28 protein-coding genes are annotated in these 26,022 nt (G+C 48.7%); 11 read left to right on the top strand and 17 right to left on the bottom strand.

The genetic code is table 11. The features are described from left to right. Positions 1–28 precede the first annotated feature (28 nt). From H6F94_RS12615 to H6F94_RS12585, 7 genes are all read left to right on the top strand, one after another. Positions 29–457, top strand: coding sequence for an STAS domain-containing protein (locus H6F94_RS12615; protein ID WP_190802590.1), 429 nt, complete (start codon positions 29–31; stop codon positions 455–457). A 242-nt stretch (positions 458–699) separates the two neighbouring features. Further along, positions 700–2,376, top strand: a complete 1,677-nt coding sequence (locus H6F94_RS12610) for a cellulase family glycosylhydrolase (RefSeq protein ID WP_190802589.1) — start codon at positions 700–702, stop codon at positions 2,374–2,376. A 473-nt stretch (positions 2,377–2,849) separates the two neighbouring features. Further along, complete coding sequence (locus H6F94_RS12605) at positions 2,850–4,016, top strand: response regulator (protein ID WP_190802588.1); 1,167 nt, start codon at positions 2,850–2,852, stop codon at positions 4,014–4,016. A gap of 100 nt (positions 4,017–4,116) precedes the next feature. Beyond that, on the top strand, positions 4,117–4,479 hold the full coding sequence (locus tag H6F94_RS12600) for a response regulator transcription factor (RefSeq protein ID WP_190802587.1): 363 nt from the start codon (positions 4,117–4,119) through the stop codon (positions 4,477–4,479). 73 nt (positions 4,480–4,552) lie between these two features. Then, positions 4,553–5,044: a chemotaxis protein CheW gene (locus tag H6F94_RS12595; RefSeq protein WP_190802586.1), complete on the top strand. Its 492-nt coding sequence runs from the start codon at positions 4,553–4,555 to the stop codon at positions 5,042–5,044. A 111-nt stretch (positions 5,045–5,155) separates the two neighbouring features. Further along, positions 5,156–7,828, top strand: coding sequence for a GAF domain-containing protein (locus tag H6F94_RS12590; protein WP_190802585.1), 2,673 nt, complete (start codon positions 5,156–5,158; stop codon positions 7,826–7,828). Positions 7,829–7,987: 159 nt separating this feature from the next. Next, on the top strand, positions 7,988–10,969 hold the full coding sequence (locus tag H6F94_RS12585; protein ID WP_190802584.1) for a hybrid sensor histidine kinase/response regulator: 2,982 nt from the start codon (positions 7,988–7,990) through the stop codon (positions 10,967–10,969). Between the two features lie 139 nt (positions 10,970–11,108). Here the strand turns inward: H6F94_RS12585 and H6F94_RS12580 are convergent, their stop codons facing one another. After that, on the bottom strand, positions 11,109–11,471 hold the full coding sequence (locus H6F94_RS12580; RefSeq protein WP_242041159.1) for a winged helix-turn-helix transcriptional regulator: 363 nt from the start codon (positions 11,469–11,471) through the stop codon (positions 11,109–11,111). 123 nt (positions 11,472–11,594) lie between these two features. Between H6F94_RS12580 and H6F94_RS12575 the strand changes: the two genes are divergently transcribed. Both H6F94_RS12575 and H6F94_RS12570 read left to right on the top strand, forming a co-directional pair. Continuing rightward, positions 11,595–12,494 (top strand): SDR family oxidoreductase, encoded by a 900-nt coding sequence (locus H6F94_RS12575; protein WP_190802583.1) that lies wholly within the window; start codon positions 11,595–11,597, stop codon positions 12,492–12,494. Positions 12,495–12,817: 323 nt separating this feature from the next. Then, a complete protein-coding gene (locus H6F94_RS12570; RefSeq protein ID WP_199320381.1) occupies positions 12,818–13,222 on the top strand; it encodes a hypothetical protein in 405 nt (134 codons plus the stop codon). Between the two features lie 126 nt (positions 13,223–13,348). Here the strand turns inward: H6F94_RS12570 and H6F94_RS12565 are convergent, their stop codons facing one another. The 9 genes from H6F94_RS12565 to H6F94_RS12530 form a co-directional block, all read right to left on the bottom strand. Further along, positions 13,349–13,819, bottom strand: coding sequence for a nuclear transport factor 2 family protein (locus tag H6F94_RS12565; RefSeq protein ID WP_396426430.1), 471 nt, complete (start codon positions 13,817–13,819; stop codon positions 13,349–13,351). Positions 13,820–14,003: 184 nt separating this feature from the next. Beyond that, positions 14,004–14,417: an alternative ribosome rescue aminoacyl-tRNA hydrolase ArfB gene (arfB, locus tag H6F94_RS12560; RefSeq protein ID WP_190802581.1), complete on the bottom strand. Its 414-nt coding sequence runs from the start codon at positions 14,415–14,417 to the stop codon at positions 14,004–14,006. A gap of 286 nt (positions 14,418–14,703) precedes the next feature. Further along, positions 14,704–15,639 (bottom strand): DMT family transporter, encoded by a 936-nt coding sequence (locus tag H6F94_RS12555; protein ID WP_190802580.1) that lies wholly within the window; start codon positions 15,637–15,639, stop codon positions 14,704–14,706. A 135-nt stretch (positions 15,640–15,774) separates the two neighbouring features. After that, positions 15,775–16,047 carry a hypothetical protein gene (locus H6F94_RS31675; RefSeq protein WP_199320389.1) on the bottom strand — a complete coding sequence of 91 codons (273 nt, stop codon included), beginning with the start codon at positions 16,045–16,047 and terminating at the stop codon, positions 15,775–15,777. After that, positions 15,945–16,337, bottom strand: a complete 393-nt coding sequence (locus tag H6F94_RS33565) for an NADPH-dependent FMN reductase (protein ID WP_199320380.1) — start codon at positions 16,335–16,337, stop codon at positions 15,945–15,947. The genes H6F94_RS31675 and H6F94_RS33565 overlap by 103 nt, the downstream gene beginning before the upstream one ends. 128 nt (positions 16,338–16,465) lie before the next feature. Continuing rightward, entirely contained in the window at positions 16,466–17,149 is a 684-nt protein-coding gene (locus tag H6F94_RS12545; RefSeq protein WP_199320379.1) for a class I SAM-dependent methyltransferase, read from the bottom strand. 95 nt (positions 17,150–17,244) lie between these two features. After that, positions 17,245–17,931 carry an SAM-dependent methyltransferase gene (locus H6F94_RS12540; RefSeq protein WP_190802579.1) on the bottom strand — a complete coding sequence of 229 codons (687 nt, stop codon included), beginning with the start codon at positions 17,929–17,931 and terminating at the stop codon, positions 17,245–17,247. Between the two features lie 202 nt (positions 17,932–18,133). Beyond that, the gene (locus H6F94_RS12535; protein ID WP_242041158.1) at positions 18,134–18,535 is read right to left on the bottom strand and encodes an anthrone oxygenase family protein; all 402 of its coding nucleotides are present in this window, start codon (positions 18,533–18,535) and stop codon (positions 18,134–18,136) included. 106 nt (positions 18,536–18,641) lie between these two features. After that, positions 18,642–19,274, bottom strand: coding sequence for an FMN-dependent NADH-azoreductase (locus tag H6F94_RS12530; protein WP_190802577.1), 633 nt, complete (start codon positions 19,272–19,274; stop codon positions 18,642–18,644). Positions 19,275–19,433: 159 nt separating this feature from the next. On the opposite strand from H6F94_RS12530, the gene H6F94_RS12525 reads away from it, so the two are divergent. Next, positions 19,434–20,048 (top strand): AraC family transcriptional regulator, encoded by a 615-nt coding sequence (locus H6F94_RS12525; protein WP_242041157.1) that lies wholly within the window; start codon positions 19,434–19,436, stop codon positions 20,046–20,048. Positions 20,049–20,051: 3 nt separating this feature from the next. Continuing rightward, positions 20,052–20,309 carry a helix-turn-helix domain-containing protein gene (locus H6F94_RS32305; RefSeq protein WP_313949281.1) on the top strand — a complete coding sequence of 86 codons (258 nt, stop codon included), beginning with the start codon at positions 20,052–20,054 and terminating at the stop codon, positions 20,307–20,309. Positions 20,310–20,473: 164 nt separating this feature from the next. On the opposite strand, the gene ybiA is transcribed toward H6F94_RS32305, so the two are convergent. The 7 genes from ybiA to H6F94_RS12490 form a co-directional block, all read right to left on the bottom strand. After that, positions 20,474–20,923 (bottom strand): riboflavin biosynthesis intermediates N-glycosidase, encoded by a 450-nt coding sequence (ybiA, locus tag H6F94_RS12520; RefSeq protein ID WP_190802576.1) that lies wholly within the window; start codon positions 20,921–20,923, stop codon positions 20,474–20,476. A gap of 33 nt (positions 20,924–20,956) precedes the next feature. Then, complete coding sequence (locus tag H6F94_RS12515) at positions 20,957–21,496, bottom strand: nuclear transport factor 2 family protein (RefSeq protein ID WP_199320378.1); 540 nt, start codon at positions 21,494–21,496, stop codon at positions 20,957–20,959. A gap of 62 nt (positions 21,497–21,558) precedes the next feature. Beyond that, on the bottom strand, positions 21,559–22,131 hold the full coding sequence (locus tag H6F94_RS12510; RefSeq protein WP_190802575.1) for a cysteine hydrolase family protein: 573 nt from the start codon (positions 22,129–22,131) through the stop codon (positions 21,559–21,561). Positions 22,132–22,206: 75 nt separating this feature from the next. Then, the gene (locus tag H6F94_RS12505; protein WP_190802574.1) at positions 22,207–22,830 is read right to left on the bottom strand and encodes a glutathione S-transferase family protein; all 624 of its coding nucleotides are present in this window, start codon (positions 22,828–22,830) and stop codon (positions 22,207–22,209) included. A 133-nt stretch (positions 22,831–22,963) separates the two neighbouring features. Next, positions 22,964–23,623, bottom strand: coding sequence for a cysteine hydrolase family protein (locus tag H6F94_RS12500; protein WP_190802573.1), 660 nt, complete (start codon positions 23,621–23,623; stop codon positions 22,964–22,966). A gap of 276 nt (positions 23,624–23,899) precedes the next feature. Next, positions 23,900–24,934 (bottom strand): phosphotransferase enzyme family protein, encoded by a 1,035-nt coding sequence (locus tag H6F94_RS12495; protein WP_190802572.1) that lies wholly within the window; start codon positions 24,932–24,934, stop codon positions 23,900–23,902. 252 nt (positions 24,935–25,186) lie between these two features. After that, on the bottom strand, positions 25,187–25,816 hold the full coding sequence (locus H6F94_RS12490; RefSeq protein ID WP_242041166.1) for an SDR family NAD(P)-dependent oxidoreductase: 630 nt from the start codon (positions 25,814–25,816) through the stop codon (positions 25,187–25,189). Positions 25,817–26,022: the final 206 nt, after the last annotated feature.

The following is a 26,022-nucleotide window of genomic DNA, read 5'->3' as shown; positions in this document are numbered from 1 at the left end:
TTTAAAAGAAGCTAGGAGGAACATTCTAATGGCAGCTCAAATTCAGAAAAATTCAATTCAGTCGATCCCAATTCAAATGGGTACGGCTCAAGCCTCGGTCATTCAAATTCAGGGGACGGTACGAGGCATTGAGTCGATTCGCTTTCAGGAATCTTTAAAGACGCTTTGTGCTAGAAGCGATCACTCTATTTTGTTGCTGGATCTAGAGCAAGTCACCGCCATAGACCACCGTGGTTTAGGGGTTCTGGTTGCAGGGCTACGAGCTGCTCGGCAGTCACAAAAACGTCTGCTGCTGTGCGCTCTAAACGACGCTTTGCGTGAAACTTTTCGAGAGACTCAGCTGGATCAGGTCTTCAAGATCTATCCCAGCCGGGAGAGCGCTCTCCAAGACATTGCGCTTGACGAACCTAAGCTTAAAGTTCGCGTGGCCCATTGGTCGGCGGAACTAGCTGCTTAAGAAAGATGTCAATCCTGATGGCAACAGGAACTTTCGAAGAGTTGGAGGATGAGGCTGGAACCTTCCTACAAAGTCGATTGCAGCCTCTGCCAATCGAGCCTGAACTGACCGATTGAGCCCAGATAGCCAGTTGGGCTGACCTGTAGCTCGTCTGCACAGACAGGCTTGAGTTGTAAGGCTACAAGTTTCTCCCGCTGTTTCCCTTGCTCCTTTTGCCTTACAGTTGTAGACCCCAAGTGCCCATGACTTCCTTGATCCGACTACCGGTTTGGCTAGTGCGTCCCTGTGCGTATTGGTTTCACGGGGTTATCTGGAGGCTATCTAAACTGCCCCAACGACTCAAAATTGTGGGGTTGGCTTTAGCTCTGTTATCCCTGAGCCTGTGCGGGCACCCCTGGCAGTCAACTGGTTTCTCCGATGCAGCGACTGTCATTCGCACGCCACTTTCGACCCGGGGCGCCCAAATTGTTGATGCTGCGGGGCGTCCAGTCTTACTGCGGGGGGTCAACTGGTTCGGTCTTGAGACAGAATTTCAAGTCCCTCACGGCCTTTGGGCCCGCGACTATAAAGAGATGCTGTCCCAGATCAAAAGCCTGGGCTACAACGTGATCCGGTTGCCTTACTCGGTGCAAGCGCTTCGTTCTTCGGAGATCAGTCGGGTTGACTTTAATCTTGGTAGTAACCGCGAGCTAGAGAGCAAAACACCGCTAGAGGTGATGGACCTGATTGTTCAGGAGGCTGGGCGACAAGGGCTGTTAATTCTGCTAGATAGCCATCGGCTTAATAATCAAAGCATTCCAGAACTTTGGTATGGGGATGGTTTTACAGAAGCAGACTGGATTGACACCTGGAAAATGCTGGCGAACCGCTACAAAGACCAGCCCAATATCATCGGTGCAGACCTCAAAAATGAGCCCCACGGTCGGGCCAGTTGGGGGACAAATGACCCAGCAACCGATTGGCGTTTGGCAGCAGAGCGAGCAGGCAATGCGATTTTAGCGATCAATCCAAATTGGCTGATTCTCGTCGAAGGCGTAGAGAACAATGTGCCTGGTCAAAAGCTGGTGCATTGGCAGGGAGGAAACCTAGAGGGCGTCAAACGTTATCCGGTGCGTTTGTCAGTGCCCCGCAAGCTGGTTTATTCCCCCCACGAATATGGGCCTGGGGTTTACAACCACGCCTGGTTTTCAGATTCAGCTTTTCCCCGAAATTTGCTTTCTCGTTGGGAGACTGGCTTTCACTATATCGCCAGCCAAAACATCGCACCGATCTGGATTGGCGAATTCGGTGGACGTCAGGTAGATGACAGTTCAAAAGAAGGGGTTTGGCAACAGCAACTAGTTGATTATATTGCTCAGAAAAAACTGAGTTTCACATATTGGACCTGGAACCCAGACAGTGTGGATACTGGCGGCATCCTACTGGATGATTGGCGTAATATCAATGTCCCTAAGCAGAGGCTGCTCAGTAAATTGCTACCCTCCGGTGCGCGCCTGGGTTCAGTTTCCCGTCCCTCGCCTGTGGCTAGTGCTGCTCCCCCTCGTCCTCCTACTCCGGCTCCAGCTGCCTCTAGCTCCAGAGCCAACTTGAATTTGGCGTCTAATGTGGCAACTGGCTCAAACCTCAAAGCTGAGCTCCGTTTGCAATCGGACTGGGAAACTGGCTTTTGTACCAACTTACAAGTCACAAACCAGGGCCGCAATAGTACCCGTAACTGGCAATTGACCTTTGCCATGAATCAAGCGGCCATTAACAATACCTGGAATGGTAACTTTCAACCTCAGGGAAGCCGATATCTTGTGACTCCCTTAGCTTGGGGACAAGCCGTTGAACCTAGCCAAACCTTAGAACTAGGGTTCTGTGCCAATAAGTTAGGCTCCGATTATCGTCCTCGACTAATTTCAGTAAATGGCAGCTAAACATTTGGCAAGCTATTAGCTGGTTAAACAGTAGCCAGATAATCAAGTTTGTTTGATGGCAGTATAATTTCTGGGCTGTGCAAGTTGGTTGCACAGCCTAAACTAGTTTGTGATTGGTTTGTGATTGGTCTGATTCTGCCTCAGCTCAGAGTTTGAATGTGCGGGCAAAATCTCTCTTAGCACTGCCAAAACTTAAGTGTAAGAAATGAGCAGATAGTGAGCACTTTTTGACCTGGACGTTCGGGTCCAGACTAACTCATTCTAGTTTGATAGAAGACAAGACTTGGCTAGCATGAACCGCTCTCTAACGGCAACTTAAAAGCCCAGTATGAGATGCGCAAAAAGGCAAGCATTAAGCAGCAGATCTACCGGATAGCCCCATCAACTTCTGTAGTAAGTGACGTGGGGCAATCTACACACTGGGATGCATCACTTCTGAGTCAAATCCAGTTGTTCCCTCAGGTGTAGTCGCTATGATCAATACTTCTGATCAAGCCTCTAGCTCAGCCTCAGCCACTGCGACTACCTCTACAATTCGCCAGCCCACTGTCATTTCCTCGCCCTTAGAGGCCCTGCAAAATATTGTTCAGCGCAAGGTTTCGGGCCGTTTGACTATTCGTGAAGCGGACGCTGAAACGGTTCTCTGGCGCATTCACACAGGAGACGGGCACATTCACTTTGCCAGTTGTTCACATGGACAACGGGAGCGGCTCGCTTACATATTGCAACGGAACGAGCCTCAGTTAGCTAAGCGACTTCGGGTGGAAACAATTTCATCAGATTATGAGTTCTTGTGCCAAAGCTGGCAAGCTGGAATTCTAACTCTACCGCAATTACGAAAGCTGCTCTATCTGCTCACTCGCGAAGCGTTAATTCATATCATGGCCCTGCCCCAGGCCACGCTGCTGTTTGAAAGAAGCACTGGTTTAGATCCCATTTTATTGTCAGTGCCTTTACAAGAGGCATTGCCTCTTTCGTACCAAGTGCGAGGTTGGCAGCAACTCAAGCCCCATATCAGCTCTCCCTTTCAACGCCCCCATTTACTAGCCCGTGAACAATTTGCACGGCGACTAGAAGGCAAGTTACGGCTAGCGCGAGGGCCAGATGCTGCGCAAACTCCTTTGCAAGCCCTGGATGCTCAGCTCTGTATCTACGAAATTGCCTCAAAACTGGATGCGGACCTATTGCGAGTCGCTTCTGCTCTGCGGGACTTGGTACAGGCAGACATCATTAAGATGGAGCCGTTTACCCAGTCTAATCAGAGCCAGCAACTGACAATTGCCTGTATTGATGACAGCCTTACCATTCAGCGTAAGGTGCGGCTGATGTTAGAAGGGGAGGGCTACCGAGTGTTGAGTCTGACCAATCCGCTGCAGGCACTCATGCCTTTAATGCGTGAAAAACCAGCAGTGGTATTGATGGATATCTCGATGCCAGACCTGGATGGTTATGAACTATGCCGAATGCTCAAACAGTCCTCAGCTTTGCGGCAAACACCGATTGTCATGCTGACAGGACGCGATGGACTAGTCGATCGTTCACGCGCCCGATTAGTTGGAGCCTCTGATTACATTACCAAGCCGTTTGACGCCAAAACTTTACTGGACGTGATCAGTAAGCTGGTGCAAACAACAAGGTAGTTTCGCGCTGCGGTGATTGTTTTCGATGGGTCATACCTTGGCTTTAGCTTTAGCTTTAGCCTCACCTCTGTCGGCTCTATTTGTTCAAAGTTGGTGAACCATGAATACGGTTTTGATTGTAGATGATACTCCTTCAGAGTTAGAGCTGATTAGCTACTACCTGCGAGAAAGTGGCTACGTCGTGATCAATGCGGCGGGAGCCCAAGAAGCTCTGACTCAAGCCATTGAAAAGAAACCAGATGTCATTGTGACCGATGTAGTCATGCCAGGCATGAGTGGTTTTGAGTTGTGTCGGAGCTTGAAGAAAAACCCGCTTACAGAAAAAGTTCCCATCGTTATTTGCACTTCTAAAAACCAGGATATTGACCGTCTTTGGGGTATGAAACAGGGAGCAGACGCCTACGTCACCAAGCCCTTCACACGAGATCAATTAGTTCGAGTCATTCAATCGGTCGTAGTTTAAAGTTTTAACTTCAAGATTTTGATTCTAAGCAGTCTCTTGAATTCCGACTCGCATCCTAAGGTTTGAACTTGCAATGCACAAGTCCACGTTGCTGCCCGCCCTCAATCGCTCGCAGCGAGCTTTGGGTGAAAGCTATCTCAAATTTCAGCTAGCTCCCAACACCCCAGCAGTCCTACGCATGGAGCAGGTACAGGAAGCCCTAGTCATCCCCGTCCAACGCCTGACACCGATGCCGAATATGCCCCCCTGCGTTTTGGGGCTGCTCAATCGGCGCAGCCGGGTTCTCTGGGCTGTTGACCTAGCACAGCTACTACAATTGCCTCCACTCGAAACTTATCAGCGCTATAGCGTGGTAATTGTTCACGCTGGGCAGACCCCATTAGGATTGCTAGTTCAAGAAGTCAAAGGGGTTGCACGGTTCAGCACAGATTGTATTCAACCCCTGCGCTCCGCTACGGCCCATCTAGAGATGTATAGCCGAGGCTATATTTCTCAACCTACAGAAGAAATTTTAGTGCTAGATGCTGAGCCAATTATTCACTCTCCCCTCCTATCTCATGCCTAAACGCTACTTCTAATTGCCACGGCTAAAACCCACGATTGAAATTCAGAACTGAAATCTGTAGCTAAGCCTACTCAAACCCTGTAATCTCCTAATTCTTGAGGTGTTGATTTTATGACAGACCAACTTATTCAAGCGCTTGAAGCGTATACGCAAGGACGCTATGAAGAGGCAATGCAACAATTTGCTAGCCTCGCATCTGAGAACTCCCAAGATGCGCAAATGCGTATTCTGCTGGGAGCTGCCTATCGAGAGGCGGGTTATTTAGAAGCGGCCAAGATTCAATTTCAAGAAGTTTTGAAACTGGCAGAAGATCCGCGCTTAGCTGATTGCGCTAGAGCATCTCTAGCCCAGCTCGAAGGGGGGATTACTAAAAATCTGAATCAAAATGGCGGCGCTGCTAACTATATTCAAAATCAGCCTTCTCTGAAGCCAGCCTTACTGCAATCGGTCATTGATGCTGTTAAAGTCACGCAGCCAGCTGTGCTAGCACCGCAACGTGTTCCCAGCCAATCACGGCTTGTGCTGGATCGGGATTTAGAAACTCGCAACAAGCTGGAGGGCGAGCAGGAGCTAGCAGCTCTCGGTTCTGCAGTCAATCAGATGGCTGACCAGTTGCAAAGTCTGCTGCGCAAGCGAGAAGTAGAAGCAGACCGAGCTCGGCTACTGGTAGAGATCAACTCACGAATTCGGGAATCGCTCGATTCAGATGATATTTTTGGCACGGCTGTAAACGAGTCGCGACAGGTGCTCCAGGCCGACCGCGTATTGATTTACAGCTTTGATTCTGAATGGAATGGTACGGTGGTGGCAGAGTCAGTTGGTCACAATTGGCCTTCAGCGCTCGGGGCAGAGATTCTCGATCCCTGCTTCCGCGATCAGTATGTTGTTCCTTATCAAAATGGTCGGATTAGCGTCACCGAAAACATTTTTACAGCTGGTTTAACCGAGTGCCATCTGAAGCAATTAGAGCCTTTTGCAGTGAAGGCTAATTTGGTAGTGCCTATTCTTACCGACGGCCAGTTGCACGGTCTATTAATTGCGCACCAGTGCTCTGGACCGCGAGTTTGGAAAGACACAGAACTTGATTTTTTCAAGCAGGTCGCTGTTCAAGTAGGTTATGCCCTAAGTCAAGCTACATTGCTCACGCAGGTTGAACAGGCACGGCGTTTAGCAGAAAGCGCAGCCCAAGAACAACGTCAGCAAAAAGAAGCAGAAGCCAGACGGGCGCAGTCTTTTGCAGACATGACCTTGCAAATTTTGCAATCTCTGAATTTAGAAGACATTCTCAATGTCGCTGTCAACCAGGTTCAAACGGCTCTCCAAACAGAACGAGTCTTTATTTATCGCTTTGACCCTGATTGGAGCGGCACCATTATTGCAGAAGCTGTGGCTACGGGTTTCCCTTCCTGCCTCTCGGTGCGGGTGACAGATACTTACTTCACTGACTCTAACGAAGGGGTCGAGCTATATCGCAAGGGTCGAATCTTTGCCATTAATGATATCTACACCTCAGGTATCGCTGAGTGCCATATCCAGTTGTATGAGAGGCTGTCAATTAAGGCTAACTTGATCGCACCAATTGTCATCCGTGACCAGTTGCTTGGCCTCATTTGCGCGCAGCAATGTTCAGGCCCTCGCGTTTGGCAAGAAACAGAAATTAAGTGGCTCAGACAAGTTGCGACCCAAGTTGGGGTGGCCTTGGAACAGGCGAATTTGCTCACGCAGGTGGAGCAGGCCCGCCAAGTTGCAGAAACCATTTCTCAAGAACAACGCCAGCAGAAAGAAACTCTACAACACCAGCTAATTGAACTGCTAAGCGATATTGAAGCCGCAGCATCTGGTGATCTTAGTGTACGAGCAGAAATTACTGGGAATGAAATTGGCACAGTCGCTGACTTTTTCAACGCTATCATCGAGAACTTAAGGCAAATTGTTGTTCAGGTGAAACAGGCCGCGACCCAGGTCAACACCTCCTTAGGCAGCAATCAAGTCTCGATTCGTCACCTGGCCGATGAAGCCTTACATCAGGCTGAAGAGACGACCCGGACGCTAGACTCGGTCGAGCGCATGACCCAATCGATCCAGGCAGTGGCCGAAAGCGCCCGCCAAGCTGCATCGGTGGCGCGTACAGCCTCAACCAGCGCCGAGGCAGGCGGGATCGCGATGGACAGCACTGTGCGTAGCATCTTGAATCTGCGAGAAACCGTTGCTGAAACTGCTAAAAAAGTGAAGCGCTTAGGCGAATCCTCCCAACAGATTTCTAAGGTAGTTTTGCTAATCAAAGAGATCGCCCTACAAACCAACCTGTTGTCGATTAACGCCAGCATTGAAGCAGCACGAGCTGGCGAGGAAGGACGGGGTTTCGCAGTTGTGGCTGAGGAAGTGGGGGCACTAGCCGCTCGCTCGGTCACAGCTACTAAAGAAATCGAACAAATCGTTGAAAACATTCAACTAGAGACCAGTGAAGTTGTGAAAGCGATGGAGCTGGGCACAGTTCAAGTCGTAGAGGGAACTCGTATCGTCGAGGATGCCAAGCAGAGTTTAGGCCAAATTTTGACAGTATCCTACCAAATTGATGAGCTTGTGCAATCTATCTCGGGCGCAACCGTTTCTCAAGCGCAGAGCTCTCAAGCCGTCACCCAATTGATGCAAGAAATTGCAGCAGTTTCCCAACGGACTTCCGATACTTCTCGCCAGGTTTCGGATTCACTGCGCCAAACGGTGGAAGTTGCCCAGCAGTTACAGGCTTCAGTGGATATGTTCAAAGTTGATTCAGTAAATTGAGACCAAGCTGAAGTCAGGAGATAGGGGTTCCCACTTTGGGCAGCTTCAGGCTCTAAAGTTTTGAAACTCTATCTCCTGCAAACCCAGCTCCGGCTGTCTTGAATGGCTCTCATAAGAGCTACGGTGACTCGTTCTGATATCCTAACCCTCTAAAAAATCATGCCATACGACAAGGAACTTGAAATCCAACGGCAGTTCCTAGAGGAAGCTCAGGAGTATTTAAACACCATTGAAGCGGTGTTGCTGGGCATTGCCTTAAGTCGCATCAACCCAACCAAAATGGATGCTGCCCTCCGAGCTGCTCATTCAATTAAGGGTGGAGCAGCCATGATGGGATTTCAAGGCTTGAGTTTATTAGCTCACCGCCTAGAAGATTTTTTCAAGGTGTTGAAAACTCAACACCAGGCTATAGAACTAGACACCAGCTTGGAGCAGCTACTGCTAGCGAGTATTGATCTGCTCCGTCAAGTTATTGTTCTCAATCGCCAGAAAACGGACATTAATGAGCAGTGGTTGACAACCTATGCCGAACCCATTTTGAGCCAGCTTCAGCAGCGTCTAGGGGATCCACCTGAAGATACCAATTTGCTGCTAACTCCGGAAACGCAACAAGACACAGCCGCCTTACTCTTAGAGACTGAGGTAGAAGGTTGCCTCCAGCGATTGGAGTCAGTTTTAGCAGATCCAACTCAGCCTTGCCTGTACGAAGAGTTCTCAATTATGACGCAGGAGCTTGAGGGCTTGGGCGAGATGCTCCAGTTTACGCCCTTTAGCCAGCTTTGCAGCTCGATTTTGCAAACCCTTGAGGCTAATCCACAACGGGTTGAGGAAATTGCTCATCTAGCTTTGCAGCAGTGGCGTCAAGCGAAAGTGCTGGTGCTAGCGGGGCAAATCGAAGATCTCCCCGTTCAACTAGTTCTGCCTAATGCTGCGGAAGCATCTGATTTTGAACCACAGCCTAGCCCCGAGCAGGACAGACACCCCATCACTATACCGATTTCTGACGAGTTAGAGGCTAACGAGTTAGCCCATGAGATGGCTGTTCCAGATTTCAACAACAGCTTGTTGGAATCTACATTAGAGGAAGCAGTTGAGTCTGCCGTAGCACTAGGTGCTATGGCCTCAGTTTCTACTGAGGATCAGACCCAAGACCAGCAAGCCCAAGATCAGCAAGAAGAGACAGTTCGCGTCCCACTGAAACAGCTCAACCAGCTCAGCGATTTATTCGGTGAACTGATGATTGAGCGCAATAGTTTAGACCTCAATTTGGAGCGAATTCGCAATCTGCACAAAACGCTCAATCAACGCGTGCGTACACTAGATCAGCTCAGTACACATTTGAGAACCAATTACGATAAAGTCGCTACTCAAGCAGCTGTCCCCACTGCGATTTCAATATTAGCTGCAACTGTTGATAATTCTGTTCAGGATGTAGAACTAAGTGAGCAGAGCAGCTCTTTTGATACTGCCATCTCAACTCTCAGAAGCATCACCAATCGATTTGACATTTTAGAAATGGATCGCTACGGCGATCTGCATCTTCTGTCGCAAGAAGTGATGGAACTTTTGGTGCAGATTCAAGAAGTCACAGGCGACATTGAGTTCAGCCTAGAGGACACTGACCAGACGGCGCGTGATTTCCAGCGCACCACCAAACAGCTACAAAATCGTCTGACGCAGCTTCGGATGCGCCCTCTCTCCGATCTGATTAGACGTTTTCCCAGAGCCTTACGGGATCTTGCTCTGCAATACGGCAAACAAGTTGAGCTTAAGACCTATGGGGGTAGCACGCTGATCGAACGCTCTGTTCTAGAAGCATTGAGTGACCCTCTAATGCATCTGTTGCGCAATGCCTTTGACCACGGGATTGAAGATCCGATAACTCGTCGGGCTAGAGGTAAATCAGCACAAGGGCTCATTGAGATTCGGGCTGTCCATCGGGGTAACCAAACGATCATTACGGTCCGGGATGATGGTGACGGTATTGATTTGGATAAAATTCGAGCGCGGGCACAACAGATAGGTATCGACCCTACCCTGTTGGCAACTGCCAGTGAACGGGCGCTTCTAGATCTAGTTTTTGAACCAGGATTTAGCACTGCTGCTCAGATCACTGCCCTATCAGGGCGCGGCGTGGGGATGGACGTTGTACGCACCAACCTGAGGCAAATTCGAGGCGAAATCCAGGTTGACACTCAAGCAGGTATCGGTACAACATTTACCATTACTGTGCCTTTAGCCCTCTCAATCGCTCGCGTGCTTCTAGTAGAAGCGGGAGGGTTATTAATGGCCTTACCCAGCGATGCCCTTGGGGAAATGCTGCTGCTCAAGCCTGAACTCAATGGTGGCAACGAGAGCCAAGAAGTACGGAATCGCGATGGCAAACTGATACCCCTAATTCAGCTTGAACACTGGTTTCAATTTCAGTGCCCCTCTAAAGCGGTTGATACTGAGTCGACGCCCACAATTAGTGAACCAACTGCCTTGGTATTCGAGCAGGGAGAACAGCGGGTTGGTATCCGAATAGAGCGTTGTTGGGGAGAGCAAGAAGTTGCAGTACGTCAGGTTGAAGGTCCAATCTCCTTACCTTTTGGCTTCACTGGCTGTACTATTCTCGGCAATGGTCAAGTTGTGCCTCTGCTTGATGCTTCAAAGCTATTGAGTTGGATTAATGCTCAGAGACAGGGACAGACCAACCAGGAGACCCGCTCTAACTTCTTGCCCCAATGGGCCGCAAATAGAACCTCATCAAATCCGAGGTTACAAACCCAAAAGCCCACAGTTTTGATTGTGGATGACTCAATCAATGTTCGCCGTTTTCTGGTCCTAACCCTGGAGAAATCTGGCTATCGGGTCGAGCAGGCTAAAGACGGCCAGGATGCGCTTGAGAAACTTCTAGCGGGCCTATCGGTACAGGCAGTCATTTGCGATGTTGAAATGCCCAGGCTCAGTGGCTATGGGCTTCTGGCTCGCCTCAGTTTGGAAGCTAAGCTAAAACATTTACCAGTTGCAATGCTGACCTCACGTAGCGGTGATAAACACCGTCAAATCGCTTTAGATTTGGGAGCCAAAGCTTATTTCTCCAAGCCCTACAGAGAGCAAGAATTACTTCAAACTCTCCAACAATTGGTCAACTCCTAGGTTCGAGTTTACATCTGCTGACCTTGGCTTTGACCAGAAATTTTGCCGCCAGTTTAGCTAGTGACCTGTCAGCTGATTCGCTGAATTCTTGGCTCTCAGCCAAACCTATGACAACTCGTATTGCGCCTCCTACTCACATCTAGCTGTGTAGAATTGAGGCCAGATTTTGTTCGTCAACTTGTTCTTTGATTCGTAAATAATTTTCGCTCCAATCCAGCATAGTCCGTAAGGTTGGCTCAAGAGTTAAGCCTAGTGCTGTTAAAGCATATTCCACTCTTGGCGGTACTTCGGCGTACACAGTTCTTTTGACAATTCCAGCCTGCTCCAGCTCCCGCAATTGCAGGGCAAGCATTCGCTCTGTTACGCCGGGGATCTGCCGCTTCAGTTCTCCAAAACGCTGAGTTTTTTGAAACAAGTAGTAGAGAATAGGCAGTTTCCATTTGCCCCCTACCACATCCACAATCGCTTCGATCGGGCAGTCATAGTGTTTGTTTGGCATCATTCTTGGTCTTATTCAAACATTTCTGTAAGTCCCTTACAAAAATGTGCGTACTTGAATTATTTGTCAACTTTCTCAATACTGGAATCACTTCAAAACCACACGTCTGATCAGAGTTTGACTATCATGAATAGCTCACCTAAAGTCCTTGTTTACGGTGCAACTGGGGCCCAGGGCAATCCTGTGGTCATGCAGCTCCTACAGAAAGGATACTCGGTTCGCATACTAGTCCGAAACCCAGACAAGGCAAAAGCCTTATTTCCTACAGAGGTCGAAATCGTCAAAGGAGCACTCGAAGATTTCGATAGCTTGAAACGGGCCAATGAGGGAATTGAGCGCGTATTCCTTCATCTGCCGCTTGAGTATCGCTCAGATGCAGCAACATCTCAAGGGCGCAATGCGATTGATGCAGCTCATGAAGCAGGCATATCCCTCGTGGTTTTCAATACCAGTACCTTCATCCCTAAGGAACCAACGGATGTAGCTGCCTTTGAGATCAAACGCAACGTAGAGCAATACCTCCAGACTAGCCGCATTCCTAATATTGTTCTTAGACCCCATATCTACATCGACAATTTAGCGGCACCCTGGTCAGCCTCAGCAATCGTGCAAGGAATCGTCTCTTATCCACTGCCTGCAAATATCAAGGTGTCTTGGATTAGCTTGCAGGATGCTGCAGCACTTGCTGTAGCCGCTTTAGAACGCTCCCAACTTGCTGGCGCAGCCTTTGAAATTGGGGGGCCTGAAACATTGACTGGTGCGGAAATTGCTGAACGATTTGAACATGTTTTAGGGCGTTCTTTCTCCTATCAAGCCATTCCTCTGGATGATTTTGAGCAAGGCTTGAATCAAGCTTTTGGTGAACCCACAGGGACTGAGATTGCCAAAATCTATCGCTGGCGCGCTACCCACCCTGAAATAGAAAGGGTGGACATGACTGACGTTTTACAGAAACTTCCTGTGCAGTTAACCCTACTCGAACAGTGGATTGGGCAGATCCCCTGGAATGAGCTTGCCGGAGCTTAGAAGCTTGCTTTGTTCATACTCGGGAGATATTTCTAGTGTATTATCGTCGGTTGGGCAGGCTAATTGGCAACCCTCACTCAGCCAGTTCCCAGGAAAGCCGATTCACAGGAAAGGCTGAGCTAGGTGCTGGTTCGATAGGCACCATCCCCATTTCCTGATTCTCAGTCTCTAGAAAACGCTGAATGTCGCTGACTGCTCGATTTATGCTCTTGCTCTTCTTGCCTGCCAGTCTGGGCCTGTTAGCGCAGATTGTGGGCAGAGGTGGGCTTGATCAGCAATTACTAGCGCTTGCGTTATTGCTGATCTGTGTTGAACAGGCCCGCATGGCTGTGGTTGACTTGGAACAGATAGCTCTAGTAAAAGATCAAATTTACGATTCTCGTTTAAGCAACTTTCATAAAATAACCACAAGCACAATTATTCTAGAGCTTCTTGGCTTTTACAGCTCGTCAATTTCGTTAGGTTGGGGAGCAGTTTTAGTCCTACTAAGCCAGGTTTGGTTCAATCTATTGGCAGGCATTCAACTGCAGCCATTGGGGAAAGTAGCCATTCAACCCTCGGCCATTTCTGAACGGCTACCTGTCTTAATTGCTAATGGTATAGGGCTGATTTTAGTTAGTCTTTGGCTTTTGCAGGTTGCCCCTCTGAGTATGGCCTCAGGGCTCTTGGGGCTGGTTATATTCTATATCTGGGTAAAGTATGCTCCGGCTGTATTAAAGGTCAAGTAAGTTGTTGGTCGGCCCACCGCTGGCAGATGTCCTGCCACTCTTGCCTGGTGGCAGGACATCTGCAGGACAGATCTACCGGTTCAGTATGCAGGGTTAATCATTAAGCACAGCCAAAGTGCCTCAGCTTTATCGCTCCCAGCGGAATTTTCTGTCTGCTTCCTGAATCGGGAGATCATTAATGCTGGTCTCACGTCTTTGCATCAGGCCATTTTCTGCAAATTCCCATTGCTCATTGCCGTACGAACGATACCAGTGCCCAGAATCGTCGTGCCACTCATATTCAAAACAGACGGAGATGCGATTGTCGGTGAAGCTCCACAGCTCTTTCTTGAGGCGGTAGTCCAACTCCTTATCCCACTTACAACGCAAGAAGGCTCTGATGTTCTCCCGTCCGCTCAAGAATTCGGAGCGATTACGCCACTGAGAATCTAGAGTGTAGGCAAGGGCAACCCGTTCTGGGTCACGCGTATTCCAACCATCCTCTGCTGCCTGGACTTTCGCTTTGGCAGTTTCTAAGGTGAAGGGCGGAAGTGGCGGTTTGGTTTCCATGATTGTGTTTAATAGGTCATCCAATGCGTCGCGCAGCTCAGTAGGCAAGGGCTTTTAGAATGCACTCAACCTCATCTGCGAGAGACTAGTTCGGCATTTCATGGTGAACTCTGCCGTCTTAAAGATTTAGCTTACCGGCGACAGACAATCTTGGCAACTCAATCGATGCTTGGCTTAACTTAGCAACCGCACATTTGAAATAGTTGAGCGATGGAGCAATCAGTGAGCTTTTTTAGTCCGTGACCTTGCCTCTCATAGATTTAATCTGACTACGCTTGGTTTTGCTGTCAAGCCGTTTCCGCTGAGAACTGCGCGTTGGCTTAGTCAATTTACGTCTTCGAGGTAGCGCGGCCACGCTTTTGATCAGTTCTTGAAGTCGTCGCAGCGCTTCCTCCCTGTTCTTTTCCTGGGTACGGTGCTCTTGAGCTTTAATCACAATAACCCCATCTTTGGTGATGCGCTGGTCACTGAGTTTCAAAAGCCGTTCTTTATAGGGTTCAGGTAACGATGAGGCACCAATATCGAAGCGTAAGTGTATGGCGGAGGCAACCTTATTGACGTTTTGACCTCCAGCCCCCTGAGATCGAACTGCACTAATTTCGATCTCGCTGAGGGGGATAATTACGTGATTGGAAATTTGTAGCATTGTTCATGTTTCACTCGATGCGCGTCGATTTTCACCAGCCCTGCAATTTTCACTAGCACCTTAACAGCTCGGTTCAGCGACGGCAGGCATTTCTATATCATAGCTGATCATTACTTTGAGATTTTCCAGCTAACAGCTCGCGCGGGTAGACTTCTCTACAACTTCACTAGCTGTCTGTGTAGCAAGTTGCAAACGAGGATGGTCAGTTGTTGTCATGCTTGCTTTCACCCGTTTTTTAGCCATAGTTTCTCAGTCACCCGTACTCTTGCTCTAAGGCTTTAGGAGATCAGCTTTGTCCTTTGGGCTCAGACTGAACTTCAGCAGTCTTGTGACCAAATCGACGACCTAGCACACCTAGCATTGAATTAAAAGCCAGAGCGACAATGATCAGTGCCATACCAATAGATTCCATTGGTCCAGGTTTCTCACCCAGTTGTACCCAAGCGGCTAGTACACCAACGACAGGATTCATCAACATCCCTAAGCCTGCGCTACTGGCTGACAAATGATTCAATATGTAGAGCCAGAGCAGCATCGCAACCGCCGTTCCTGGAATGATGTTATAAACTAGGGCCACAATAAATTCAGGCGACCAAATGATTGGCATAGAGGGCACAAACGTGGCAATCAGAATTAAAGGGAGAGCGCCAAATAAGGTTTGCCAAGCAGTTAGAGAGAGCAAATCCAGCTCAACAGCTTGGCGCAGCCGTTTTGCCACAATTGCGCCTCCGGCCCAACTAGCCCCTGCTAAAACTGCCAAGACTTTACTGACAACCGTTCCACCTGGGTTGAGTGGTTCCAAAATGAGGATCAAGCCACTGACACTTAGAGCAATCGCAATCCATTGCGCTCTCCGCACTCGCTCTCCTAAGATTAACCAGGCCAGTAACAGTGTCCAAAAAGGCATTGTGTAAACCAGAACTGCTGTTTTCCCAGCTCCCCCACTAACTAGTGCCCAGGTCGAAAGACCGTACACCCCGGCTGATTGTAACAAGCCTAGTAGAAACGTTCCTGGAATTTCTTTAGGTAACAGTGGCTTCCTTAGCCACAGCATTGGCACAAATAGGCTCGCTGCGCCAAATACCATGCGCAGTGCAGCGAATGTAAAAGGTGACGCATACTGCACCGCAATCTTCATCTGCACCCAGTTGTAGCCCCAGAGCGCAGCCAGTGCAAATAGGGCTAGAACAGCGTAGCCCTTCGTAGGTTCTTTTTTAAACATCAGTCAAATCTCTCTACAACGAGTGGACAATGCCCACTGACAATGCAGATTGTACCTATTAATCTAAATTGGCCTTAAAAATTAGCAATCTAGAGCCCTATCTCCGTTTGCGTATTTTCCTGCGAACGAGCTATTTTAGTGGCTTTCAGCTTCGGCTTGACTGACGTCAATCGTATGCACAAAGGCAAGGATAGCCGCGTGTAATACCTTGGCGATTGCCGGATTTGCAATAATATCTGCCTTAGAGATTTTGTTGCTGAGCAGGGGCACTGTAAGCGACGCCTCAGGAATAATGTTCGCCATCATCACCGTGAGGGTTTCTGTGAGGGATGCCTGTGCGTGGCTTGCGTGAGGTGAGGCATTGAGCAGGGCAACTGGTTTGCCAATGAACTCACCACTGCTGACCATCCAGCGAGGGCGTTCTTGAGCACTCCAGGGACCCCATGCGCGTATTCGAGGCTGGAGATCAAGACGCCGTCGGCGACCTTTAGCTGGGCACGGAAGTCCCTGACGGGTGACAATGCCTCTTCCCCATCAAGATCTGGCCCATCAAGATCTGGATCGAAGTGGGGGAGGTCACCAAGTCCTTGATAAACTCTGATTTCAACGTTCTCTGGGGCCAGGGTAGTTGCAGCTTTCAGGAGAGTTGTATTGGAGGAAGTGGCTCGAAGGCTCCCGGATATGGCAAGGAGCTGCAACGTCCTATTGTGTGTTTGATGACCGATAATTTCGCCTCTACCCTCAAGATGAGCCCATCCACACCACTTATAACGCCTCCCTAGCTACCGCGAGCCAGATCAGTGCAGGCGTTCAGTGCAGGTGTAGGTTAGTCAGGTAGAGCCCCGATGAATAGGGCGGAGGCTGGCTTGCCTGTCCGCGGATGAACCGGTTCTCGCAACTCGACCAGCCGCAAATCTGCATCCGCAAATAACTTAACCCAAGACTCAAGAGTCCGGAAATACCACGGTGCAGGATCTACAAAGTTGCTGTTGAAGCCGTCCCAGGAGCCCACACGCCAGCCGTCCTCATAGCGATGCTCGCCACAACCCATGATTGGATGGATAGTTTGAACGATGCAAGCTCCCCTTGTGTTTAGCAACGCAGGCACTGCTCTGAACACATCGCCCACCGACTGCTCTCCAAGCAGCGCGAAGTTGGAGACAACGACATCGAATCTTTCACTGAGCTGACCGGCGCTGATAGCCTCATAAGACAGGGCTTCAAATCGGCCTGGTCCTGCTGCCTGCGCCCGTTCAATTAACTCAGGCACAACATCTATGCCCAAGACCTCAATCCCCTTAGCCGCTAGCTCCCGAGCCAACCAACCCTCGCCACAGCCCATATCGAGCATACTCATAGGCAGTCGGCTCAGCACGGCATCAATGATCGCCTGGTTGGTAACTAGCTTACGGCTTTCGATCTGCCCTTGGCGAACTGCGGTAGTCCAAGCTTCTGCATTTTTACGCCAGGAATCAATTATTTTCTGGTCACTTAGAGGATCCAAGACCATAGGGCTAATGAGACTTTATAAACATCTACTGTGTCACGCAGTTTTCCAATTACAACCGAATCTAAATTTATAGGCTGATAGCTATACTCAGTGAATTAAAACGCTCTACGAATGACCAACATCTCATTGCCACCAGGTTGCAATTCGTAGGGCACTTTTTGTATAGATGCAGAGCAGCCCAAGTTTGAAACCGAATGAATGATTTTATTTAGATGTTGCGAACGCTGAAACATGAGTGTCAGCAATGGAAATACTCTCACTTCCGATGCAACCCGTAACATCTCTTTGACTGAGTTTAAATGAAACTCTTCATCAAAATGGTCGGAGTATAGAAATAGGAAATGAGAGCAGAGGGCCAGTGAAAACTGATCGTCTGAAAATGGCAATATGGGTAGCTCACCGCAGAGGTAGCGACCTGCGTTTTGACCTACCTTGTAATCTTGCAAAAAGGTGTTGAGCACTTGCACTCGATTTGCTCTTAACTCCTCGGGTGAATGATGATAAGACCAAACCCAATCGTTAGCGGTTACCTTAATTTGGTCAATAATATCATCAACAACGGCATAAAATCTCGACTCAATTTCCTGCCCGGTAAAGGTATAGATTGGGTCTATTGAGGTGATTTTGTAGCCAAGGTTGGTTCCCTCGGCGTTGAAGCTGGCAGGACCATCACCAACCCCAAGGATGTTCCCGGCCAAATCAGTAACAGTCAGATTGAACATCTTGACATATTCATCCAACGAGCGACCGAAGGGAACGACTTTCTCTAGAACCATCACCATACGCGGTTCTCGTAGATGTAAGGCCAATGTTCTGCTTGCAGTGTCTTAATCATACCGTCTCTAGCTCGAGTAAAAAGGTTGGCGACAGTTTTACAAAGCCTCTTCTGCTTACATCTCGCTGTTTCTAAAACTTGATAGAGATTGCGCCGAGATCATAATTGAACGAGTGGCACATTCTTCCCGATTTATACAACTGCACCGTTCAATAACAGAGCGCAGCCATGAGCGATGCAGCTGCCGCAAGCGCCGCTGCTGTCCGAATGTGATTCCAGAGCGTCCAGTTGGCAAGGTAGTTGGCCCATAGGTTAGCGCCGCTGGCGCTGTCCGGCTCCACAGTTGCCAACACATCGTTTAGCGGTACGTTAAACACGATTGTCACGCCTAATGTGCCAACGAGATAGAGCAGGCTGCCAAGGAGCAGGTAGGCGGTACCGGGTTGATGCCACCTAAAAAACGAAGAAACACCCAGAAGGGAGCAAGTCAGGGAGCAAGTCGCAGCCGTTCCCAAGAACACTGCCATGAACAACGGATTGATCACCGTGATGTTGATGGCTTGCATCGCAGCAATACCCTGCGCCGGTTCGAGGCGGGCAAGAGCGCTCATCACGAAGGACGAGAAGGCGAAGAAGATTCCGGCCACTAGCCCGCAGCCCAATGCAGAGAAAAGCTTCAATGCGAAATGTTGTTGAGTCAGTTGTTGCAGCATCACCTTAGCTTCTCACCAGTTCAGCAATTTGGATACGAGCATTGGCGATCGAATCCGCTAACTTTTGCCCACCATACTCATCGTTTTCAACATGAATAAAGGTGATGTCAGTGATGCCAATAAACCCAAAGACTGTGACAAGGTAGGGGTCGTGATGATTCATCTTCTCGTATCGCCCACCGGGTCTAAATCCAGAATCTCCTCGCGATTCGATGATAAACATCTTCTTACCCAGAACCAGCGGTTTGAAACCATTGGCGGAATCATCTGGTTCAAACTCAACAGTTCTCCCTATGCGCACAATCTGGTCAATATAAGCCTTGAATGTACTGGGAACGCTGAAGTTGTACATGGGAACACCAATTACGTACACATCAGCAGCTAAGAATTCGTCTACTAGCTGATCGCTAATTCGAATCGATTTCCACAGTTCGGAGGTACGCTGTTCAGGTGGAGTGAATGCTGCTGCAATGCACGGTTCATCTACATGAGGAACGGGATTGTGTCCAATATCCCGATAGGTAACAGTGTCACCAGAGTTGACTTGTTTCCATTGTTCAACAAACTCTTTAGTCATCTGGCGAGAGTGGGACCGTTCACCGCGCGGACTAGAATCAAGGTGTAATAGATGTGCCATAGTTCCTCCTGGTCAATCACTATTCCAGCGTAAAAATTTTCCCTGTGCTTAGCTATTTGATTCCTGTGACACTATCAAAATCTTGCGGTCAATTTTCAGGTGGCCCGACAGAAGACATCTAAAAGTGAATACAATCAGGGCTAGACGAGTTGGCTTGGCATGATGAAAACTCCAGTGACCTGTCAGACAGAGACGACCAGCTCACCCATCTTGTCTAGCCAAACCCAGGGGTGGGAAAACATTCTGGTTGAGCAGTTCCAATACCCTCCAGGTGAAGGAAGCTGCCATTACAGTGATGAAAATGCGATTTGTTTGTCTCTGGCACCTCGCCCAGTACGCTTACTGCAAATCAAGGGTGGCAAGACCTATGCAGGACTGCACGGGAAAGGAGACATCTCGATCACGCCCGCGAAGATACCCTTTTTCGCCCGTTGGGATAGAGATGACCACTACTTACAGATTCGCATTACATCTCGCTTTATCCAAAGCGTTGCTAGAGAAGCCCTTGCGATAAATCCTGATCAGCTTGAACTACGCCTTGAATTTCGGATTCGTGATCCTCAAATTGAGGCGATTGGTATGCTGCTGCTCGCTGAGCTCAGACAAGAGAATTTAGGCGGCAGGCTCTATATCGAATCGCTGGCAAATGTCTTAGCAGTGCATTTGCTGAGACAATATGCTGCTGTCAAACCTCGCCTTTCCACCTACGAGGGTGGTTTACCTGAGCGTCAACTACTTCAGGTCTTGGAATATGTCAACGAACATCTAGATTAAGATATTAAGCTTGCAGATTTAGCAGCATTGCTGGGTATGAGCCAATTTCATTTTAGCCACCTATTCAAGCAGTCAATTGGCACAGCTCCCTATCAATACTTGCTCCAGCAACGAGTAGAACGGGCAAAGCAACTGTTGAAACAGACAGACCAATCAATTATGGAAATTGCCTTTCTATGTGGGTTCAACAGCCATAGCCATTTGAGCAAACAGTTCCGGCAGCTTACAGGTATAACACCCACAGCTTACAGAGCGAATTAAATAAATCTGTTCTTGTACAGTACGCAATCTAACAACTCAATTAGCCCTCTCACTACCCACTGGTCATAGATTATTATCTGCAAGAATTTTACTTTAACGATCAAAGTGTGACTTCATCGCTTTACCAAGAGTCTCTATCTGACTTGCTTTATTGCATGCCTTATTTAATGGACAGCTCCGCGCAATTCGTCGCGCAATTCCATCAAGATGCGGCCTAGCATGTTCTTTCCGCTACCGTCACCGCCATCGCCCCAGTAGCTATCATTCTGGGTGTGCTCGACCAGATAAGCATCGCCTGTGGCTAGTAGCTGGTCGCGCAGCTCAGGGTGCTGAGTGAACTTGGCATGCAGGGCTGTTCGCATCACCCCATCTTTGACCGCTTCCCAGTCCTGACGTAACGGGCGGCTGCGCTCACGACCCATCTGAGCACACATCATTGGCGTCGCCGCCAGCCGAACTAGCTCCTCGTGCTCCGTCCCTTCGAACTTCTGCGCCTGAAAGTAGTGTTCACTGGTCGGCCACTCCTTTCCCTTAAGAAAGATCCCATGCTTAGAGAAGTTTGAGAAGAATCCGTACGGTTTATCTCGATGGTAGAACTTGATGCTGCGGGTCATGGCTTTTTAGAGCAAGATGTGCCGGAAGAAATATTATTCATTCTGCACAATCGTTCCCTGATGATACAGGATCTTCCAACCGGTACTGGACCGTCGCCAGAGAGTCGAGCGACGAGTTACCCGCTCTTCTTGAACAAGGGTATAGGTGAGGAGGTAATTATCGTGAGCGATCTCACGACAACAGAAATCCTTTGTCTCCCAAGTGTTTTCCGTTGAAGAGTGTATTCCACGGTATTGCGAGTTCTCATATCGCTTCACTACTTCTGCCAATACGTATTCTCGGCTATAGCAGCGACCGGATGCTCCGACCTCCCAAAATGCGGCATCCGTCATGTTCTCAAAGTCCTGGCGCGTTGTACCAAACTCAGGATGGTGGAAAATTGGCTCACGTTGAATAAGCTCTTTGAGAACGTCCAAATGTTCGGCATCGGTAGCGAGTTCCGACGAGCAATTTATGTATTCGCTGCCATCTTCTGATTTGCTCTCTATCACAATGTTTCTTTCCATCTGGAAGGTTGAATGAGTGAACCTAAAGTGTTGACCATCACCCGCCACAGTCAATACTGGCACCATACCGATACACTCTCGGCAGTCGGGAGACATTGGCATTCATGAGCATTATTGAGCTGCAACAACTACAAGCCTTGCAGCAGAGTTTGTGTATCGATCACCGTTGCATACTCTTGATGCATATTAGCCAAGGAAAGAGCATGAACCAGCGCTGCTGGGTGCAACTTCTGATCTAAATCTATCTTGTCAAACGTTGCCGTAGCATCTGAAACAACATATGTATCAAAACCAAGATTGCCTGCTACTCTGACTGTTGCCTCAACAGAGTTGTTCGTTATCACACCTGTCACTACTAAGGTCTGATAGCCATTTTTTCTGAGCCACTGCTCCAAATCAGTGCCAATAAAAGCACAATTTACTTGTTTATCGACGATTTCTTCGCCTGCTTTAGGAAGCACTGCGTCCTTAAAATCACATCCTTCTTGTCCTGGACGATAGGTTGAGCCTGGTTCAGTTGAAAGGTGACGAACATGAACAACTGGGCGATGGGTTTCACGCCAAGCACTCAGTAACTGCACAATATTGGTCTCAGCTTGGTCATTGTTACGGCGTCCCCAACTGGGATGATCGATCGCCTTTTGCACGTCAATGATAATGAGAACTGCATTGGATGGAATGCGTGTCAACTTAACCTCCATCTACATTGGCTAGAAGCAGAAACATTCATCACTCAGTATCGATTATCACAGCGCAGTGAGGCAGCCGTCTGTCCCTCAAGCCTTGACGCTGGCGAACGCTTGAGCGATACGTGAAGCCGCATGTGGGCGAGCATACATCTGCTTCATATAGGCCAGCAGCTGTGGGCAACCGTCCAGCAGCTTTGCCTCGTTAGCCCAGTCGAGCGTGTAGGCTACTACAAAATCGGCGACCGTTACCCTGTCAGCCACGACGAACTGCCGCTGTTGCATATGTTTCTCCAGCACGTCTGCCATGGTCTTAAAATCTTGGCTGGCGAGGCGAATATCATCGGGCAGGCGCTGGTCCTCCGGATACAGCGTCGTGTGACGAGCGATGCGCCACAGAGGCTGCTCTAACTCGGTCGCTGTAAACAGGAGCCATCGGCTGACCTGCGCCCGCTGTATGGGGTCTGTGGGCATCAGACCCTTGTCGGGGTACTTCTCGGCCAGGTAGAGCACGATCGCAACGGATTCGGTAAGAACAAAGTCGCCATCGACGAGCACAGGAATCTTGCCAGCAGGATTAATCTTGAGGAACTCGGGGCGTCGGTGTTCGCCAGCCATGAGATTGACGGGAATGGACTCGAAGTCCACACCCAACTCCTGGAGCATCCAACGCACACGAATCGATCGGTTTGGGCCGAACTCGTATAGCTTCATCGATACCTCCATTGTCGGCTACGACGTGCAGCTGATTGCGAAATCTCAACTCGACGCAAGCAAACTTTGTATTCCAACAACAAGTTCACTCGTTCCGATGCATTGGGCCTGTTAGGCTTTACATCGCAATCGTTTATAAACTCTGGCTTCCAGCCTTCTTGCGGAGGATTGAGCATATCTCCTCTACATTCGTGAAGAAGGCATCTCCCATGAACTTAAGGCTGGCAACTGCGCGCTGGCCCGCTTCTTCATCTCCTGCGCCACAGGCATCAGTAACCATAACGGGGATGTATCCGAGATCGGCCCCATGGCGAATTGTTGGCTCAATTCCAATTTCAGTCGCCACACCTACAACGATGACGGTTTGAATCCCACAGTCGCGCAAAGCAATATTAAGAGGAGTACTCTCAAAGGCAGACATCGTGATTTTGTCAAAAATTGCCTCAGAGGGCAGTGGTGTTACTTCAGGGATTAATTGAAAACCTGGTGCGTCAGGTAGGAACCAAGGATTAACATCAGTGACGGAAGTCACTCTCTGCCATGCCTTCGCCGTCTTAAGTTGAAAGACACCCGATAGCTCTTTGGGCAGTGACATATGGCGCATAAAAAATACGCGTAAGCCAACTTCTCGCGCTGCTTTCAGAACCTCTACAACCTTTATCTTAATTGTATCTCCATTACTTAACTGGGTAAAAATGCCGATTTGCATATCGTAAACAACCAGAGCTGTCCGATTAAGTTCACAGGCATCTTCTAAGTTTTCAGGAATCTCTAACCCAAAGGCCTTTTCCATTTTTCTCGGCTCCTGAATCTACCTCTAAAAGGTAGCAGGTTAGCCGACTGTCCGGTTCAAATCAGTCTAGCAGCTGAATTCATCGACGCACACGGAGGGTAGCATAGTGCGTGTCTGGTGCAGTGCTTTTTTGTACTGTTGTCATGCCTGATTACGATGTTTTGCCAAACAACGGTTTACAGTAGCACAACGCTTCCGTTCACCTGCCGCAAGCAACTTCTTGGGCTCAACTAACCCACTTTGTACGGCAACTGTGGGACGGGAAGTATACTGCGTTCAATCCAGACCGAGATTTGTATAAGCCCTTGAGTGTTGCTGCAAGATTTGTCGAAAGCTGCCGTTATAATTCTTACCTTGAGGATCAGAATAATGCTCGCAACGCGCAATATAAGCCATCAAGTATGACGCTGCAGCAAACACAGTTAGCCGTTCAGACTTAGAAAATGGGTGGCTTCTAACTGCTTCATATTCTTGAACGAAGTGTTGTGTCTCCTCCAATGTAGGCGGCATCACGACGCCAATGAGGTGGTTGCAGGGAAAGGTAGCAGCAGCAGCCCCGACTAAAAATGGTTCTGTCTCTAGTCGCAGGCTGTCCCAATCGTAAACAACACTGATACGGTTGCCACTAAACAGCATATTCTGAGCGGACCAATCCGCATGCCCCAGAATTAGTGAGCTGGAAGACTCGTCCAAGATGGCTTTTGCAGAAGTGGCAATCTCATCAATCCATTTAGCTCCTTCAATACAGGCGAAATCTGCAAATATAGGAATGTGGGCTTTCCACCAGAGTTGCCCTTTCATGATTTGAGTTGAAGGCAGTGCTGGAACGTTGGCAAATGGCTGAAGTTTTTGGAGCAAGTCTGCCAAACCTTCTGCAACAGTTTTGCATACGTTGGGATGGTGGGCGTCTTGATGTTCTCCGATATCCATTAACTCTTCAATGGAGGCAAAGCGTTCGAGCAGAAGATTTGGTTGAACCCGTACTTTTGGGCAGGGAAAGCCTTGTAATGCTAGTTGGTGCTGAATGTAACCTATAGCTTGTAAGGCATCCAAGGAGATGTTACCAGGACTGCGAACTTTGATGACAACGCGCTCACCATTGTCTAGAGTGAGGCCCAAGGACGAGCTAACACTCTGGACAAAGAACTCACAGCTAGCAACACTAGAGTTTAGATGAGATTGACAAAACTGCTCTACAGCTTGAGCAATTGTGGGTGGATGATCTGTGCCGTAGAGCCAGCGCGACCACCTCTGTTCTTCTGGATCATCATCCATGGCCTGTTGAAGCCGCTCTTCAAGTATTTTGCTCATTACCATACAGAAGATTTGTCTAAGTCTAACGTGCATCTAACTGCAGAAAGCACCTATTAAAACACTCCGAATTATCTGCGCCGATCACCAAAATCCTTGAGGGGCTACTATCCCTAATTTCAAGGGAACCTAGCTTTGAACCCAACAGATAGGATGTTGTAGTTCTAAGGTCTAAAGTTGCATATTGAAATTAGTTTCACATAATTCGTATGATTGTTAGGCAGCCAATTTACTCCTATCTAGTAAATAGACCTAGGCAGCATGATAGCCACCATCAACGTATAGAATCTCACCTGTAATGTAAGAAGATGCTTCACTTGCCAAAAACAAATATGCGCCCAGAAATTCATGAACCGCTCCTCGTCGTCCCATCGGCGTGAAGGTCACTGCGCGCTTTTGATAGGGATCATTCTCATCAAATTTGACATTTGCCATGATGTTCTCGATGTAGCCGGGAGCGATTGCATTGACTCGAATCCCTCGCTGGGCCCACTCTACAGCCATTGTGCGGACTAGCTGATTAATTCCACCTTTTGAGGCGGCGTATGGGGTAAGTCCGGGAATTCCTGCACTTCCCGCAATCGAGGAAGTCATAATAATGCTGCCACTTCCCGTTTTGAGCATGTGCTGTGCTGAAAATTGAGCGCAGAAGTAGTAACCCCTCAGGTTAATATCGAGAATTCTGTCCCACTCATTTTCTCCATATTGTTCGGCAGGTTTAATGATGTCAGTCCCAGCATTGCAGATCATGACATCTAAGGTTCCGTGTATCTCAAGAGCAGTTGCTACGAAGCGTTGACAGTCGGCCTGATTTCGCACATCTAGAACCACTGACTCAACCGATAGCCCCTGTGTCTCAAACTCTTGCTTGGTGTTTGCCAGTTCTTCACTATCCCATGATCAAATAATCACTTTCGCGCCTCGCTCCGCAAACCCCTGAGCGAGCGTTTTGCCCAATCCTCGGCTAGAGCCACTGATACAGACAACTTTATTCTCGACGCTAAACAGGTCTTTTACCATGACGCACCTGGCTGTATTTCGTTTTTCATTATCTCTGCTAAGCCACAGTATACAAGTAGCCTCATTTG

Source organism: Leptolyngbya sp. FACHB-261 (genome assembly GCF_014696065.1).
Taxonomy (GTDB): domain Bacteria; phylum Cyanobacteriota; class Cyanobacteriia; order FACHB-261; family FACHB-261; genus FACHB-261.
This window is presented reverse-complemented; position numbering and strand designations above follow the sequence as displayed.